This is a genomic window from Glutamicibacter sp. NPDC055354 (assembly GCF_053644955.1).
On record NZ_JBSHMB010000001.1, the window covers coordinates 1,674,986 to 1,690,203 of the forward strand.

Annotated in this window: 14 protein-coding genes; 4 read left to right on the forward strand and 10 right to left on the reverse strand. The window is 63.9% G+C overall.

Going from position 1 to position 15,218, the window contains the following annotated elements:
• The first annotated feature begins 65 nt into the window (after positions 1 to 65).
• Positions 66 to 995 carry a LysR family transcriptional regulator gene (locus ACWICV_RS07800; protein ID WP_454090516.1) on the forward strand — a complete coding sequence of 310 codons (930 nt, stop codon included), beginning with the start codon at positions 66 to 68 and terminating at the stop codon, positions 993 to 995.
• Between the two features lie 7 nt (positions 996 to 1,002).
• Here the strand turns inward: ACWICV_RS07800 and ACWICV_RS07805 are convergent, their stop codons facing one another.
• Both ACWICV_RS07805 and ACWICV_RS07810 read right to left on the reverse strand, forming a co-directional pair.
• A complete protein-coding gene (locus tag ACWICV_RS07805) occupies positions 1,003 to 1,545 on the reverse strand; it encodes a hypothetical protein (protein WP_454090515.1) in 543 nt (180 codons plus the stop codon).
• Between the two features lie 321 nt (positions 1,546 to 1,866).
• Positions 1,867 to 3,246 (reverse strand): MFS transporter, encoded by a 1,380-nt coding sequence (locus tag ACWICV_RS07810; protein ID WP_332731453.1) that lies wholly within the window; start codon positions 3,244 to 3,246, stop codon positions 1,867 to 1,869.
• Between the two features lie 171 nt (positions 3,247 to 3,417).
• On the opposite strand from ACWICV_RS07810, the gene ACWICV_RS07815 reads away from it, so the two are divergent.
• A complete protein-coding gene (locus ACWICV_RS07815) occupies positions 3,418 to 3,771 on the forward strand; it encodes a CHY zinc finger protein (protein ID WP_454090514.1) in 354 nt (117 codons plus the stop codon).
• Here ACWICV_RS07815 and ACWICV_RS07820 read toward each other — a convergent pair.
• The 3 genes from ACWICV_RS07820 to ACWICV_RS07830 all read right to left on the reverse strand — a co-directional run bounded on the left by ACWICV_RS07820 (position 3,768) and on the right by ACWICV_RS07830 (position 7,480).
• Positions 3,768 to 4,217 carry a universal stress protein gene (locus ACWICV_RS07820; RefSeq protein WP_402473518.1) on the reverse strand — a complete coding sequence of 150 codons (450 nt, stop codon included), beginning with the start codon at positions 4,215 to 4,217 and terminating at the stop codon, positions 3,768 to 3,770. The two genes, ACWICV_RS07815 and ACWICV_RS07820, sit on opposite strands and share 4 nt — an antisense overlap.
• Positions 4,218 to 4,264: 47 nt before the next feature.
• Entirely contained in the window at positions 4,265 to 5,476 is a 1,212-nt protein-coding gene (locus tag ACWICV_RS07825) for an NAD(P)/FAD-dependent oxidoreductase (RefSeq protein WP_402473519.1), read from the reverse strand.
• A gap of 120 nt (positions 5,477 to 5,596) precedes the next feature.
• Positions 5,597 to 7,480, reverse strand: a complete 1,884-nt coding sequence (locus tag ACWICV_RS07830) for a BCCT family transporter (protein ID WP_402473520.1) — start codon at positions 7,478 to 7,480, stop codon at positions 5,597 to 5,599.
• Between the two features lie 256 nt (positions 7,481 to 7,736).
• Here ACWICV_RS07830 and ACWICV_RS07835 point away from each other — a divergent pair, with 256 nt between their 5' ends.
• Both ACWICV_RS07835 and ACWICV_RS07840 read left to right on the forward strand, forming a co-directional pair.
• The gene (locus ACWICV_RS07835) at positions 7,737 to 8,918 is read left to right on the forward strand and encodes a S8 family serine peptidase (protein WP_402473521.1); all 1,182 of its coding nucleotides are present in this window, start codon (positions 7,737 to 7,739) and stop codon (positions 8,916 to 8,918) included.
• Positions 8,919 to 8,922: 4 nt separating this feature from the next.
• Positions 8,923 to 9,156 (forward strand): hypothetical protein, encoded by a 234-nt coding sequence (locus tag ACWICV_RS07840; RefSeq protein ID WP_134779510.1) that lies wholly within the window; start codon positions 8,923 to 8,925, stop codon positions 9,154 to 9,156.
• Here the strand turns inward: ACWICV_RS07840 and purU are convergent.
• From purU to ACWICV_RS07865, 5 genes are all read right to left on the reverse strand, one after another.
• Complete coding sequence (gene purU, locus ACWICV_RS07845; RefSeq protein WP_454090513.1) at positions 9,153 to 10,013, reverse strand: formyltetrahydrofolate deformylase; 861 nt, start codon at positions 10,011 to 10,013, stop codon at positions 9,153 to 9,155. The genes ACWICV_RS07840 and purU overlap by 4 nt on opposite strands.
• 180 nt (positions 10,014 to 10,193) lie before the next feature.
• Positions 10,194 to 10,802, reverse strand: a complete 609-nt coding sequence (locus ACWICV_RS07850; RefSeq protein WP_454090512.1) for a sarcosine oxidase subunit gamma — start codon at positions 10,800 to 10,802, stop codon at positions 10,194 to 10,196.
• Positions 10,795 to 13,692, reverse strand: a complete 2,898-nt coding sequence (locus ACWICV_RS07855) for a sarcosine oxidase subunit alpha family protein (RefSeq protein ID WP_454090511.1) — start codon at positions 13,690 to 13,692, stop codon at positions 10,795 to 10,797. Before ACWICV_RS07855 ends, ACWICV_RS07850 begins: the two co-directional genes overlap by 8 nt.
• Positions 13,689 to 13,988, reverse strand: coding sequence for a sarcosine oxidase subunit delta (locus tag ACWICV_RS07860; protein ID WP_013350044.1), 300 nt, complete (start codon positions 13,986 to 13,988; stop codon positions 13,689 to 13,691). The genes ACWICV_RS07855 and ACWICV_RS07860 overlap by 4 nt, the downstream gene beginning before the upstream one ends.
• 11 nt (positions 13,989 to 13,999) lie before the next feature.
• Positions 14,000 to 15,217 carry a sarcosine oxidase subunit beta family protein gene (locus ACWICV_RS07865; RefSeq protein ID WP_013350045.1) on the reverse strand — a complete coding sequence of 406 codons (1,218 nt, stop codon included), beginning with the start codon at positions 15,215 to 15,217 and terminating at the stop codon, positions 14,000 to 14,002.
• Position 15,218 lies beyond the last annotated feature (1 nt).

Here is a 15,218-nt window from a genome sequence, read left to right on the forward strand (position 1 = left end):
TGGGCACGCCAATTGCGCAGGCCTAGTGTGCGCTAGCGCACACTAGGCATGGCAGACTGTGGACCATGGACCGTCAGATCGATTACCGCCATCTCGAATCCCTCATTGCCCTGCTGACCGTTGCGCGCCTGGGCCGCTACACCGCCGCCGCGAATGTTCTCGGGGTGAACCACTCGACGATTTCCCGTCGCATCGATGCACTGCAAAAAGCCATGGGCGGCCACCTGCTCACGCGCTCCCCCAACGGCTGGGAACTGACGGACCTGGGGCGCCGGGCCATGTCCAGCGCGGAAGCCATCGAGCAGGCCGTGGAAGCCATCGGCTCCCAGGAGGAGACCGGTGCATTGGCCGGCCATGTGCGCGTTGCCGCTCCCGACGCCTTCAGCGCCCACCTGGCGGCTCCGGCCCTGGCAAAGCTCCAGCTAAAGCATCCGCAACTGGTCTTCGAGATCGTTTCGGAAACCACCCGTGCACGGCAGACGCGGACCGGCATGGATTTGGAGATTGTCATTGGCGAACCCAGCGTCCGCAAGGCGGCCTCCACCAAACTCCTGGATTACGAGCTGCGGCTCTACGCCACGGCCGAGTACCTGGAAGCCCACGGCACCCCGGCACAGGTTGCCGACCTGGCCGGGCATAGCCTGAACTACTACATCGACACCGCGCTGACGGTGGACAAGCTCGACGAGGCCACCGGCGCCTTGCCGCCAATGCACCGCGCGATTTCCTCCACCAGCATCGCGGTGCAATATGCGGCCACCATGAACCATGCAGGCATCGGCTTGCTCCCCACTTTCCTCTCCGAGCACTACCCGAATATGGTTCCGGTGCTCCATGACCAGTTCACCTACCAGTCCGAGTACTGGCTGGTGGGACGCCAAGAAGCCTTGCGCAGCCGCGCGGTCCAGGAAACGGTGCGCGCGCTCAATGATGCAGCCACCGCCGGCGACTGGTTCATCCCGCCATTCCCGGCGTACAACTTGTCCCCCGGCTAGGCGCCGTTCACCGTGGCCCGTCCGGTTCCCAGTCCACGATGGCTTGCAGCAGCTGCGCCACTGATCGGGCGCTGTCCAGCCGGAGCACCGGACGGACTTCGTTCTCCAGCCAGGCCTCATGGCGGGCGCGGCTGCGTCCGCTGAAGTCCGGGTCATCGTAGCCAGCTGCCCACGCCATGAATTGTTCCAGGGCTCCGAGTTCCAGGGATTGCCCGCTCAGGCGCTGCTTCTCGCGTTCTGCAAGACGGCGCAGGCGCACTTGGGAATCCAGCGCCAGGAAAACGAAGGCATCGCACTGCGACAGGACTTCTTCTCCCCATCCCTGCACTGATCCGGACAGTACCCAGGCTTTGCGCGGAACGAAGACCTGGTTCATGAGCATGGTTCGGGCAGCCGGCGCACGCTGCTCGCGGTATGGAGGATCGGTCGGAACCCAGAAGTAGTCGTCGCTATCGGCATGCGGCACGGACCAGGCATCGGCCACGGCGCGCGCGAGGGTCGTGGTGCCACTGCCGCTGGCACCGAAGATATGCAGCCTGCACCGCTTCATGCCGAACCCCGACGGCAAACTTGGCTACTTTTCATTATTCTTCTTGCTGCTCCGGCGCCGCCCGTATGAAGCGCAAGCGGCAACGAAGCCAATACCGAACAGGAACGCCAACAGGTACTCGATTCCCATCTGCCCGTGCACCTCGCAATCGCATCATGCTGGGGACAGTGACGTCCACCAAAACCCCACCCTTCTTGGCTGCCAGACTCGCAGATCGGCAACGGCGGCGCAAGCCGATGGCCCGCCCGCAGGCCACTGAACACGCCCAAGACCAGCCCCGTGCGTGGAGCTGGCCTTCGGCGTCGTGCTGGATCTTGCGGCTTACTTCTGCATCTTCAGTTCATCGCGGACGGCATTTTCGCCGTTCACTGCCAGCCGGTCCGCCTCGTCGATCTCGCCGAGGTCCAGCCCCTTGGTTTCCTTCATGAAGAACACCGCCACCAGGGTGACCAGGGCGGCGAACACGATGTAGCCGGCCACCGGAACCCAGGATCCGTAGACTTTGAGCAGGAAGGTGGCGATGATCGGGGCCATGGACCCGGCCACGATGGAGGTGACCTGGTAGCCCAGCGAGACGCCCGAGTAGCGCATGCGGGTCGGGAACATCTCGGCCATGATGGCCGGCTGCCCGGCGTACATCAGCGCGTGCACACCCAAGCCCAGCACGATGGTGGCCAGGATGACCGCATCATTGGCGGTATTGAACAGCGGGAAGGCCGCCACGCCCCAGACGGCCATGAGCACCACGCCGGTGGCGTAGACCGGGCGGCGGCCGAGGGTGTCGGTGAAACGGCCGACGATCGGCACCAGGATCGCGTGGATCACGTGGGCAATGAGCATCAGGCCAAGGATCGTGGAGGTGTCCATGTCCAGCTGGGTGGCCATGTAGGTGATGGAGAAGGTCACCACCATGTAGTACATGATGTTCTCCCCGAAGCGCAGGCCCATGGCGGTGAACACCCCGCGCGGGTAGCGCTTGAAGACTTCGCCCACGCCGTAGCCGGCAGCCGCGTTCTGCTCCAGCTCAGCCTTGGCCTCCTTGAAGATCGGGGCATCGGAAACGCGGGTGCGGATGTAGTAGCCGACGACCACGATCACCACCGAGAGCCAGAAGCCGATGCGCCAGCCCCACGCCAGGAAGGCCGCTTCGCTCAGCGTTGCCGAGAGCACCAGCAGCACCACGGTGGCCAGCAGGTTGCCCACCGGCACTGCGGCCTGCGGCCAGGAGGACCAGAAGCCGCGTTCCTTGTTCGGCGCGTGCTCGGCCACCAGCAGCACCGCGCCTCCCCATTCCCCGCCCACGGCGAAGCCCTGGGCGAAGCGCAGCACGATCAGCAGGATCGGTGCGGCATAGCCGATGGAGTCGAAGGTGGGCAGGCAGCCCATCAGGAAGGTGGTTGCGCCGACCAGCACGATCGCCACCTGCAGCAGGTGCTTGCGCCCGTACTTGTCGCCGAAGTGGCCGAAGACGATGCCGCCGATGGGGCGCGCAATGAAACCGACCGCGTAGGTCAGGAAGGCCTTGATGATGTTATCCAGATCGTTGCCGGTATCCGGGAAGAAGATCTTGTTGAAGACCAGGGTTGCCGCGGTCGCGTAGAGGAAGAATTCATACCATTCGACGACGGTGCCAGCCATGGAGGCTGCTACGACCCGGCGCAATCCCTTGCGCTCGGCCTTCGATGACGTTTCGCTTGCCACTGTGCGTTCCTTCCGCCCACGCCAGTACCCCCTTTGGAACCAGCTTCATCAGCGAGTATGGCCTAGATCACATCGCGAAAGATAGGTAAAACGAGGCATAGTGGGACACGGATTGTGCACATTCGGCGTGCATATTTGCACACCCGATCACGGTTATCTGAAAGGATCCATATGAAGAAATGGGGAAACCCGGCGCACCCTGCAGCATTGCGAGGCGTGCGCATGGATGGGCAAACTCGGTGCGTCCACTACCACTCGCTCTTCGATGTGATCGCGCTGAAGCACGATTGCTGCGCGACCTTCTACCCCTGCCACCTTTGCCATGCCGAGCTCGCCGATCACCAGGCAGAGCCGTGGCCGGCAGACAGGTTCGATGAACCGGCGGTGCTCTGCGGAGTCTGCAGCACGCAGCTGAGCCCCGCAGAATATCTGGAAACCAGTTCCTGCCCGAACTGTCAGGCACTGTTCAATCCGGGCTGCAAACTGCATCTGGACTTGTACTTCGAGATGAAGTCAGCCGCCTAGTCCCAGGGCAGTTCGTTTTCTTCGGAAGGTTGCTGTGGAATCACCAGGACCGGGCGGTGCTGCTTATGGGCCAGCGCCACGGCGATTGATCCCTCGACCAGCTGAGCCATCTTATTGCGGATCCCCGGACGCCGGGTGCCCACGACGATCATCTGCGCATCGAGCTGTTCGGCAACGGCAGCGAGCACCTTGGCCGGGTCGCCGGCCACCGTGTAGCTTTCAAGCTCGACACCGGTAACCACCGAGTTGAGTTCCCAGGCGAGTTCCTCGGAGAGCGGAGCAGCCGAAGCCAGCAGGTTTCCTTCGGCAAGCTTGTCGGTGACGAAACGTCCGGAGTCGGCATGGATGCACACCAATTTCGCATCCAGGCCGCGCGCCAGCGAAGCCGCCGCGGCCAATACTGCCGGGGACATCCCCGGCTCCACGCCCATGACCATGATGCTCATCAGCTATTCCTACTTTCTTGGAGGGTCACTTGCTGCTTAGTAAAATCCTATAAATCACCGAGGTCGATATCCGGATCCGCCAGCGAGGCGGCTGGCACCGTCTTGCCCACCAGCTCACGCAGGCGATCATTGACGTCCCAGATATTCACGTTTGCCGCCGCGGTGATCTTCTCGCCATCTTGCCAGAACAACAAGAATTCTCCGCTTTCCATGCTGCCGCGGACTACCGAGACGTCATCTGGGGAATTATGCCCCACATATTCCATTCCCAGATCGAATTGGTCCGTGAAGAAATACGGCAACCAGTCATAGGATGCGTCGGCACCGGTGAGCGTCGCGGCCGCCAGCTTGCCCTGGCGGATCGCGTTGTCCCAGTGCTCCACGCGCAATTGGGCGCGCAGCTTGGTATTGAACGCCTGGGCGATATCCCCGATGGCCAGAATCTTGGAGTTGCTGCTGCGCAGCGACGCATCGACCACCACCCCGTGATCCACTGCCAGCCCGGCAGTCTCGGCCAGTTGCAGATTGGGTTTGGCACCAATAGCCAGCAGCACCACATCGGCACGCGATGAGCCGGCATCCGAAAGCACTTGCAGGTGCCCGTCGACCTGCTCGATGCCCTGCACGCGTGCGGTGCGCACATCCACTCCATTGGACTGGTGCAGCTCCAGCAGGTGGTTCCCGAAGCGTTCTCCGAAAACCTTGGCCAACGGCACCTCGGACGGTGAATAGACGGTGACCCGGGCTCCGCGTTGGCGGGCTGTGGCGGCCACTTCCATGCCGATCCAGCCCGAGCCGACCACGGCCACTTGGGCACCCTCGACCAGTTTTTCGCGCAGCGACTGGGCATCTTCCAGCGTGCGCAGCACATGCACCCCGGGCAGGTCATAACCGGGCATTGGCGAGTCCCCGCCCACGCTGGCCCGCGAACCGGTGGCCAGCACCAGTTGCCCGTAATCCACGGCGGTGCCATCGGCCAGCATCACCTGCTGCTTGCCGGTCTCCACGCTGATTGCGGCGGTTCCCAGCCGGAGGGTGACCTCCTGTGCTGCGTACCACTGCGCGTCATGCACGGTGAAGTCTTCTGGCTTGTCATTGCCCTGCAAGAAGCCCTTGGACAGGGGCGGACGCTCATAGGGCAGGTGCGATTCCTCGCCAATCAGAGTGATCGGGCCGGCATGTCCCCGCTCGCGTAGTGCTGCCACCGTACTGGCGGCGGCAAGCCCGGCACCAACGATGACTATCGACTCCTGGTCCATGGAACAACCCCTCTGCTTCCCGCCGCGGTGACGGACCGCGGCCAGTGGATAGTGCTTGTCACCTTGATCCTCACACCCCGATGCCCTGCTTGGCAAGGCATCGGGGGTCAGGTCCCGGACCTAGTCGTCACTTGGCTTCACGTGCCGGGATTTTGCTTCTGATTCCACGCGCTTGCCGAAGATCCCGCGCGTGCGCGAGACCCGGTAGTCGATACGGTCATCGACGTAGCGGCGCAGTTCGGGCTGCTCGTCCAAGGCGCCCCACAGCTCATCGGAGACGTGCTCGGTGACCCGCGCCAGCCGGCGCTTCTGCTCGATGACTTCCAAGGCCCGGCTTTCATGGCGCAACCCCTTGATCGTGGCCACCGACATCATGATCATGATGATGCTGAATGGCAAGGCCGTGGCCAGCGAACCGGCCTGCAGCGTCTGCAGCCCGCCAGCCACCAGCAAGGCAGCGGCCAGCACGCCTTCGAGCACCGCCCACAGCACCCTGGACCAGGTCGGCGGGTTCGGGTGCCCGCCGGAGGCGAGCATGTCGACCACCAGCGAGCCGGAGTCCGAGGAGGTGATGAAGAAGATCGCCACCAGCAAGATCGCCACCACCGACAGGATCGAACCCAGCGGCAAGGCTTCAAGCACCTGGAACAGCGAGCCCTCCGCGGAGACCGCCCCGTCCTGGACCATGTCCCCAGCGCCGAAGAACTGGCGGTACAGCCCCGACCCGCCCATGACCGAGAACCAGAGGAAACCGACTATGGTCGGCACCAGCAGCACGCCGGTGACGAACTGGCGCACGGTACGCCCGCGCGAAATGCGGGCAATGAAGATGCCCACGAACGGTGCCCAGGCGATCCACCAGCCCCAGTAGAAGACCGTCCAACTGGAGAACCAGGTGGCCGATTCCTCACCCTGCTGGAAGGCGCCGACGTCGAAGGTCATGTTCATCCAATTGGCCAGGTACACGCCCAGGGACTGCACGAAATTCTGGAACAGGAACAGCGTCGGGCCCAGCAGCAGCACGCTGATCATCAGCAGCCCGGCCATGGACAGGTTGATATTCGACAGCCACTTGATCCCGGCGCCCAGGCCGCTGACCACGCTCATGGTGGCCAGGAAAGTGATCACGACAATGAGGACGACCAGCAGCGTGTTGTCCACCGACTCCACCAGCCCGATGGATTGCAGTCCCGAGCTGATCTGCTGCACGCCCAAGCCCAGCGAGGTCGCGATGCCGAAGACGGTGCCGAAGATGGCCAGCACGTCGATCACATCGCCCAGCCAGCCCTTGACCCGATCTCCCAGGATCGGTTCCAGCGCCCAGCGGATGGACACCGGGCGGCCGCGGCGGTGGATCGCGTAGGCCAAAGCCAAGCCGATCACCGCGTAGATGGCCCACGGGTGCAGGCCCCAGTGGATGAAGGTCTGCGCCATGGCCAGTCCGGCCAGCTCCGATTCGCTGCCTTCCCAACCCGGCTTCGGATCCACGGTGGCGTACATCAGAGGTTCGCCGACCCCGTAGAAGACCAGGCCAATGCCCATGCCGGCGGCGAAGAGCATCGCGAACCAGCTGAACAGGCCGAATTCGGGTTTCTCTCCGTCATTGCCCAAGGTGATCCGCCCGAGCTTGGAGAAGCCGATGGCGATCACCAGCGCCACAAAGCCGCCGATGATCAGCATGTAGTACCAGCCCAGGTTGGCTACGATCCAGTTCTGCACGGCGTTGAAAGTCGTGTCCGCCGCGTTGGGCGCGAGGATCGCGAAGACCGCCACAGCCAGGATCACCAGCAGCGCCGGCCAGAAGACCGCAGGGGCGATCCCGCCCTTGCCTAGGCGCACGCCCTGCCGGCGCAGCTTCGCGGTGATCTGCTCGTCGGTGTCGTCCTCGGCAATGTGCATGTGCACCGGGATCGGCGCGGTATGCGGGGATGCTTCCAGCACAGCATTTGCGTGCTGCCCATTATCTGCTTCGGGAGGTTCAACTTCGTCAATGTTCTTCGTCATGGTCCAGGCTCCTTCACTCAGAGAAATGCCCTAGGACTTCCACCCTTGTTCTTTCGCCGCGAAGATTCAAGGGCCAGCGAAGAATAGTGGCTTCTTTCTGCCAGTCGGGTATCGCCGGGCGGTGCGCCGTGGTTGCTGTGCGCTGCATAGATGCTTGTTGCCAGGCATGGCAGTTTGTCCATGCCACCGGGTACAGTGCGAGGTACCTCGTAGGCCTTGGCATGAAAGCCTCTCGGAACCAGCAAGGAGCCCCGTCATGTACAGCAACCAGACCCGTCACGCAGCCGTCGCCGAAATTCCCAACCGCTACGTCTTGGTCTTCGACCGGCAGGAATCCGGAGCCCCGGGCATCGCAGCAGCCCAGCGCGAATCAGAACTTCCGCAGCTACTGGCTGAACAGGGCTATTCCAGTACCGAGTACTTCCCGATGCTGGGCATCGCTGTGGTCACCAGCTCGGCTGACCAGCTTGAGGACTTCCGCCAGCGCTGCGCCGGGCACAAGCTGCCAGCCTCGGTGGTACCCGAGCTGGTTTACCGGATCCTGCCCGATGCCCCGGCCGCCACGGACTCCTATGCGGACACCGGCCAATTCACCTGGGGCCTGCAGGCCGTAGGCGCTTCGCTTTCGGGCTACACCGGCAAGGGCATCAACGTGGCCGTCTTGGATACCGGTTTTGACAGTGCGCATCCGGACTTCGCAGGCCGCACGGTGACCGCCAAGTCCTTTGTCGCAGGCGAGGACGCCACTGACGGCCATGGACATGGAACCCACTGCATCGGCAGCGCCTGCGGTCCGCGCGAACCGCAGCAGGGTCCGGGCTACGGGGTCGCCTCGGAAGCCAATATCTTTGCTGGAAAGGTGCTGGGCGCCGATGGCTCAGGTTCGGACTCCACGATCCTGGCCGGCATCAACTGGGCACTGGAAAACAAGTGCGAGGTCATCTCCATGTCGCTGGGTGCTGACGTGAGAACTGTGCACCCGCCCTATGTCACTGCCGGACGCCGCGCCTTGGAGCTGGGCTCCTTGATCGTGGCGGCCGCCGGAAATAATGCACAGCGCTCTGCCGGGAACCCGGGATTCGTCGGCGCACCGGCCAACAGCCCGTACATCATGGCCGTAGCGGCTTTGGACTCGAAGCTGGCCGTGGCGGACTTCTCGGCCCAGGCGTTGGACACCGAGGGCGGCGAGGTGGATATTGCAGGCCCCGGCGTTGGCATCTACTCTTCGTGGCCCGTCGCCAAGCGGTACAACACCATCAGCGGAACGTCCATGGCCACCCCGCATGTGGCCGGCGTGGCAGCGCTGCTGGCCGAATCCACCGGCCTGCGCTCCCAGCAGCTGTGGGACAAGCTGGTGGCAACTTCCCGAGATGTCTCCCTGCCGGCCATGGATGCCGGAGCCGGGCTGGTCCAGGCCCCGGCCTCACAGGAAGCGTAGCGGCATGTCCGGCGCCGAAGTGCACGTCTATGTCATCACCATTTCCACCCAGCACCCGCTGGAACCGGTGGTCAGCGAACTGCAGTCCCGCGGATTGCAGGTTAAGCAGGTGCTCGCCGCCCTCGGCCAGGTGATTGGCGAGGGCAGCGAGGAGGTTGCCGAGAAGCTGCGCGGCTTATCGGCGGTGGAATCGGTTGATGCCCAGCAGCAATACCGGGCCTTGGATGATGATGCCTAGCGCAGGATGACCGTGCGGTTTCCGTAGAGGAAGACTCGGCCTTCGCAGTGCCAGCGCACCGCGTTGGACAGCGCCCTGCATTCGGAGTCGCGTCCGGCGGCGATCAGCTCCGATGGCCCGAAGGTGTGGTCCACTTCCACGACCTGCTGGGCGATGATCGGCCCTTCATCCAGCTCGGAGTTCACGTAGTGGGCGGTCGCGCCCACGGTCTTCACGCCGCGCTCCCAAGCCTGGTGGTACGGCTTGGCGCCCTTGAAGGAGGGCAGGAACGAGTGGTGGATGTTGATGGTCTTGCCGGTCAGCTCCGTGGCCAGATGGTCTGAGAGAACTTGCATGTAGCGGGCCAGGACTACCAATTCGGTGCCGGTCTGGGAAATCAGTTCCAGCAGCTTCGCTTCGGCCTGCGGTTTGGTTTCCTTGCTGATCGGGATGTAGTGGTATTCGATGCCATGCCATTGGACCAGGTCGCGGCTGTCTTCGTGATTTGAGGCCACCGCAACGATCTCGATGGGCAGTTCGCCGGTGCGCGAGCGAAAAAGCAGGTCATTGAGGCAGTGGTCGTATTTGGAGACCATGATCAGTACCCTGGTCTTCTGTCCGCGTTCGCGCAGCTGCCAGTCCATCTCGAATTTGGCGGCGATGGCGGTGAATTCCTCGCGCAGCTCAGCCAGCAGATTCTCTTCGGCCTCCCCAGAGAATTCCACGCGCAGGAACAAGCGTCCGGCGCTCATGTCGTCGAACTGCTTGAGTTCCACGATGGTGCGTTCATGCTTAACCAGGAATCCGGTGACCGCATTCACGATCCCCATTCCTTCGGGGCATTGCAGGGTCAAGACGTGACGGATTTGCTCGCTCATGAGTCCTTCTTTTCTGTGAGTGGACGGCCTATGTAGCACGGTGCCGGAGCATACGGCCTACCACCATGAACTGGACAGAATATTGCTTAGCCTGCCTTTGCATTCTTGGCCAGTTCCGGCCCCGCCCCAAAGATCAGGGCGGGGCCGGAACTGTGCTCAAGGTGCTCTAGCGAAGCTGGGCTAGATCATTGCTTCCGAGGCGAACTCGGACATGGCATCAACCAGCCAATGCACGGTGTGCTCGGTGAACGATGCGCGAGGCATGATCCGCCAGGCCTGCTCGCCGGTACGCCACAGCAATACCGGGATGTTCGCCACCGAGGTGACAATCGCCTGGTTCACTGCAAAGGCACGCGGGTGCAGATCCGCCGGGCAGCTCTTGCGCAGCACCAGCGGCGCATCCGGTCCGGTCAGTTCCAGCACGCTGCGGTTAGCCGAGAGGTCAACGACCTGTCCCGGTGCATCGCCCAGCGCCGCGCTGAGCACGCCACCCAGTTCGGTGTTCTCCGCGCTGGTGGCCAGGAATTCATCCGGAGCCAGCCATAGCACCGCGGTGCCTTGTGCCTCGCCGGCAACTTCGCCCACCTTCGCTGGCAAGCCTGCGCCGGTGGCCGCGGCCAATGCCGCATGGGCCTGCGTGCCCGGTGCGCAACGCAGCGAGATCTGGGTGGTGAACGCGATTTCGCGCAGTTCCACACGTCCGGCTACGCTGGCTGCGTCCATGACCGTATCCAGGTGTTCTGCTGGTGAATGGCGCAGCGGGGTTTCAATCAAGGTCTTGTTAGCCATCTCGACGGCTTCCTTCCGGGTCATAGAGGACGGTTTCGGAGACTACGACGTCGACCAGCTGGTCGCCGACCGGGGTCTTGAGCACTTCACCGATGCGGTTGCGCCCGTTCTTGATCAGCGCCAGGCCGAAGGTGCGGCCCAGATTCGGCGAATCGTAGGAGCTGGTGACCCAGCCTTCCATCGGGGTGATGCCTTCGCTTGCCAGAGCATCCGAGGCCACCAGCGCGGCGCCTTCTGGCAATCGCAGGGACTTGTCCACCGGCAGTACCGAGACCAGCTGCTTGCGGTCCTCGCGGGCGTTATCGGCCCGGGAGTAGGAGCGGTTGCCGATGAAGTCCTTGAGCTTGGAAACAACCCATTCCATGCCGGCATCCTGCGGGGTCACCGTACCGTCGGTGTCTTGGCCGACGATGATGAAGCCCTTTTCGGCACGCAGCACGTGCATGGTTTCGGTGCCGTACGGGGTGATGTTGAATTCCTCGCCGGCGGCGTACACATCTTCCCAGACGCGCAGCCCGTGCCAGGCAGGGACCGCGATTTCGAAGGCGAGTTCGCCGGAGAAGGAAATGCGGCTGATGCGCGCTTCGATTCCGGAGTCCAGCACCACGTCCCTGAAGGCCATGAATTTGAAGCCCTCGTTGGACACGTCCACAGTGGAGGCCAGCTTGGCGATGACATCGCGCGAACGCGGTCCCACCACGGCTACGGTGGCCAGCTGCTCGGTTACCGAGGTGCAGGTGACGTCGAGGTCAGGCCATTCGGTCTGCAGCCATTCCTCCAGCCAGTCCAGCACGTCGGCGGCGCCGCCGGTGGTGGTGTGCAGCAAGAAGCGGTCTTCGGCCAGGCGCAGGGTCACGCCGTCATCGAAGATCATGCCGTCGGCCTTGCACATCACTCCGTAGCGTCCCATGCCCACCTTGAGCTTGGTGTAGCCGTTGGTGTAGATGCGGTTCAGGAACTCTGCCGCGTCCTTGCCGCGGATCTCGATCTTGCCCAGCGTGGTGGCGTCGAGCATGCCCACCGAGTCGCGTACGGCCTTGGATTCGCGGTAGACGGCCTGGTCCATGGTTTCCCCGGCCTGCGGGTAGTACCACGGGCGCTTCCACTGTCCGACGTCTTCGAATTCGGCGCCGTGGGACAGGTGCCAGGAGTGCATTGCGGTGATGCGTGCCGGGTCCAGCTGGTCCCCGCGGTTGCGTCCGGCCAGGGCTGCGAAGGCCACCGGCGTATATGGTGCGCGGAAGGTGGTGGTGCCGATTGCCGCCGGGTTCTCGATGCCCAGTACCGCGGCGATCACGCCGATCGCTGCCACGCCCGAGGTCTTGCCCTGGTCATTGGCCGTGGAGATCGAGGTGTACCGCTTGATGTGCTCCACCGACTTCATGCCGGCGCCGGTGGCGCGCAATACGTCGGCTACGGTTTGGTCGCGCTGCAGGTCAACGAAGTGGAACTTGTAGTTCACTGCGTCATCGCCGCTGACCGATGGCACCAGCCAGACCGGCCGGGTTTCGCCCAGTGCGGTTTCCAAGGCCTGCGGGGTGCGGGCCACGGTGGCGAAGCCGGCGCCAGTAGCTGCCGCGGCGCCGGTAGCTGCGCCGGTGGACAGGGCGCTGGCGGTATCGAGGCGTCCGGTCATCGCACCGGCCAGGTGCTGGTTGGCCACGGCATCGGCTGGGACGAAGGCGTGGATGGTGGTGTCCCAATCCAGCTTGCCCTGGCGCTGGGAGTGCAGGTGCACTACCGGGTTGAAGCCGCCGGCCACGGCCAGCACGTCTGCTTCGAAGCGCTGGGTTTCCCCCAGCTCGCGTGCTTCATCGAGCTCTGCGACCACGATGGCCGACAGTTCGCCGTTTTCATCGGCTTCGGTGTCCACCACTACGGAGCCCGAGATGACCTGGACCCCGTCAGCCACAGCCTGTGCGGCGGCGGCCGAAATGCTTGAGCGGGCATCGATGACCGCAACAACTCCGCCGGTGGCGGCCAGTTCACGCACCAGCTCGTAGGCCGAGTCGTTGGTGGTGGCTACCGCGATCCTCGCTCCGGCACGTACGCCGTAGCGGTTCAGATAGCTGCGCACCGCGCCGGCGAGCATGATGCCCGGGCGGTCGTTGTTCTCGAAGACGATCGGACGTTCGTGGGCGCCGGTGGCCAGGACTACCTGCTTGGCACGGATGTGCCAGATGCGTTCGCGGGAGACGCCGGGGCCGGATGGGCCATCCAGGTGCACGGTGCGGCGCTGCGCGGCGATCAGGTAGTTCGCATCGTAGGAGCCGAACACGGTGGTGCGCTGCAGGTGGGTGGTCTCCTCGGCTTCAGCCAGCTCGCTGGTGACCTGCTCGATCCACGCGCTGCTGTCCATGCCATCGATCTGCTCGCCGGCGGTATCCAGCAAGGTGCCTCCGGCTTCTGCGCGCTCATCGAGCAGCATCACCCGGGCTCCGGAACGCGAGGCTTCGCGGGCCGCGGCCAGGCCTGCCGGGCCGGCGCCGACCACGAGCACATCGGTGTGCACGTGGACGTGGTCGTAGTAGGCCGGATCCTTGGTCGGATCCAGTACGCCCAGGCCGGAAAGCAAGGTGGCGTTCAAGTCTTCGGTGACCGGGACGGTGGTCGCTGGCAGCATCGACTCATCGATGTCCTGCTCGTGGCGGGCACTGACGGTAACCAGCGCGTTGGGCTCTTCCACTCCGGCGGCGAAGATGCCGCGCGGGCGGTCCAGGTACAGGGAGTTGCCGGCCCTGCGCACCCCATTGGCCAGCAGTGCGCTGGCTACGGTGTCGCCGCGGAAGGCGGAAAGCTTGGCCCCGTCAACGGTGAGGGAAAGTGCTTCCTCGCGGTTGATGCGAGCGCGGGAGCTCTGCTCGGCGCTCAGGCGTTGTGGCTTGCTCATCGGGTGCCTCCTTCGGCGCTGTGGATTTCCGGACGTGGTGCGCCGGCTGGGTAGATGGCCTTGAATTCATAGGTGACGGTGTCGCGCAGAGCGTTGAACCACTTGCGGCAGCCTGCGGCGTGGACCCAGCGTTCGGCGAAGATGCCCTTCTTGTTCTGGCGGTAGAACAGGTAGCGGGACCATTGCTTGTCGCTCAGCGCGTGGGGATCTGCGGGGTAGGCCACGTGGGCTTCCCCCCCGTACTTGAATTCATTCTCATTGCGTGGCCCGCAGTTCGGGCAATCAATCAGCATCATGGTGGTTGCTCCTAGTGTGCGACGGCGGCAGCGCCGTGTTCGTCGATCAGGTGGCCGGTTTCGAAGCGTTCGAGGCTGAACGGCTTGTTCAGCTCGTGCGGCTCGTCGTTCGCGATGGTGTGCGCCAGGGTGAAGCCGGCGCCCGGGGTGCCCTTGAATCCGCCGGTGCCCCAGCCGCAGTTCACGTACAGGTTCTGGATCGGGGTCTTGGAGATGATCGGCGAGGCGTCCATGGTGGTGTCCACGATGCCGCCCCAGGTGCGCAGCACGTGCGCCCGGGCGAAGATCGGGAACAGTTCCACGGCCGCGGCCATCTGCTCCTGGATGACGTGGAAGGCACCGCGCTGGCCGTAGCCGTTGTAGCTGTCGATGCCCGCGCCCATGACCAGCTCACCCTTGTGGGCCTGGGAGACGTAGACGTGGATGTGGTTGGACATGACCACTGTCGGGTGCACCGGTTCGAAGAGTTCCGAAACCAGAGCCTGCAGCGGGTGGGACTGGATCGGCAGTTCGAAGCCGGCCATTTCTGCCAGCACCGAGGAGTGGCCTGCCCCGGCCAGCGCAACCTTCCCGGCATGGATGGTGCCGCGGGTGGTCTTCACGCCGGTGACCTTCTCGCCATCCTTGATGAAGCCGGTGACTTCGCAGTTCTGGATGATGTCCACGCCCATTTCGTTGGCCTTGCGGGCGAAGGCCCAGGCTACGTGGTCGTGCTTGGCGATGCCGGCGCGTGGCTGCCAGGTGGCGCCCATGACCGGGTAGCGGATGTCGTCGGAGGTATTGATGATCGGGCAGGCTTCCTTGACCTGGGATGGGTCCAGCCATTCGGCGTCCACGCCGTTGAGCTTGTTCGCTTCGACGCGGCGCACGGATTCGCGCACATCTCCCAGGGTGTGGGCCAGGTTCAGCACGCCGCGCTGGGAGAACAGGAAGTCGTATTCCAGGTCCTCGGGCAGCTGTTCCCACAGCTTCAGCGACTTTTCGTAGATGCCGGCCGACTCATCCCAGAGGTAGTTCGAGCGGATGATGGTGGTGTTGCGGGCCATATTTCCACCGGCCAGCCAGCCCTTTTCCAAGACGGCGACGTTAGTGATGCCGTGGTTCTTGGCCAGGAAGTATGCGGTGGCCAGGCCGTGGCCGCCGCCGCCAACGATGATGGCGTCATAGGATTTCTTCGGTTCCGGGTTTGCCCAGAGGAATTCTGGGTGCTCAGGCAGCAGATCAGCCATG

Coding starts and splice junctions, on each gene's coding strand:
- ACWICV_RS07860 (WP_013350044.1), bottom strand. CDS start 13,988: ATGATGCTGATTGATTGCCCGAACTGCGGGCCACGCAATGAGAATGAA.
- ACWICV_RS07865 (WP_013350045.1), bottom strand. CDS start 15,217: ATGGCTGATCTGCTGCCTGAGCACCCAGAATTCCTCTGGGCAAACCCG.
- ACWICV_RS07825 (WP_402473519.1), bottom strand. CDS start 5,476: ATGGACCAGGAGTCGATAGTCATCGTTGGTGCCGGGCTTGCCGCCGCC.
- ACWICV_RS07800 (WP_454090516.1), top strand. CDS start 66: ATGGACCGTCAGATCGATTACCGCCATCTCGAATCCCTCATTGCCCTG.
- ACWICV_RS07840 (WP_134779510.1), top strand. CDS start 8,923: ATGTCCGGCGCCGAAGTGCACGTCTATGTCATCACCATTTCCACCCAG.
- ACWICV_RS07850 (WP_454090512.1), bottom strand. CDS start 10,802: ATGGCTAACAAGACCTTGATTGAAACCCCGCTGCGCCATTCACCAGCA.
- ACWICV_RS07835 (WP_402473521.1), top strand. CDS start 7,737: ATGTACAGCAACCAGACCCGTCACGCAGCCGTCGCCGAAATTCCCAAC.
- ACWICV_RS07820 (WP_402473518.1), bottom strand. CDS start 4,217: ATGAGCATCATGGTCATGGGCGTGGAGCCGGGGATGTCCCCGGCAGTA.
- ACWICV_RS07855 (WP_454090511.1), bottom strand. CDS start 13,692: ATGAGCAAGCCACAACGCCTGAGCGCCGAGCAGAGCTCCCGCGCTCGC.
- ACWICV_RS07815 (WP_454090514.1), top strand. CDS start 3,418: ATGAAGAAATGGGGAAACCCGGCGCACCCTGCAGCATTGCGAGGCGTG.
- ACWICV_RS07830 (WP_402473520.1), bottom strand. CDS start 7,480: ATGACGAAGAACATTGACGAAGTTGAACCTCCCGAAGCAGATAATGGG.
- purU (WP_454090513.1), bottom strand. CDS start 10,013: ATGAGCGAGCAAATCCGTCACGTCTTGACCCTGCAATGCCCCGAAGGA.
- ACWICV_RS07805 (WP_454090515.1), bottom strand. CDS start 1,545: ATGAAGCGGTGCAGGCTGCATATCTTCGGTGCCAGCGGCAGTGGCACC.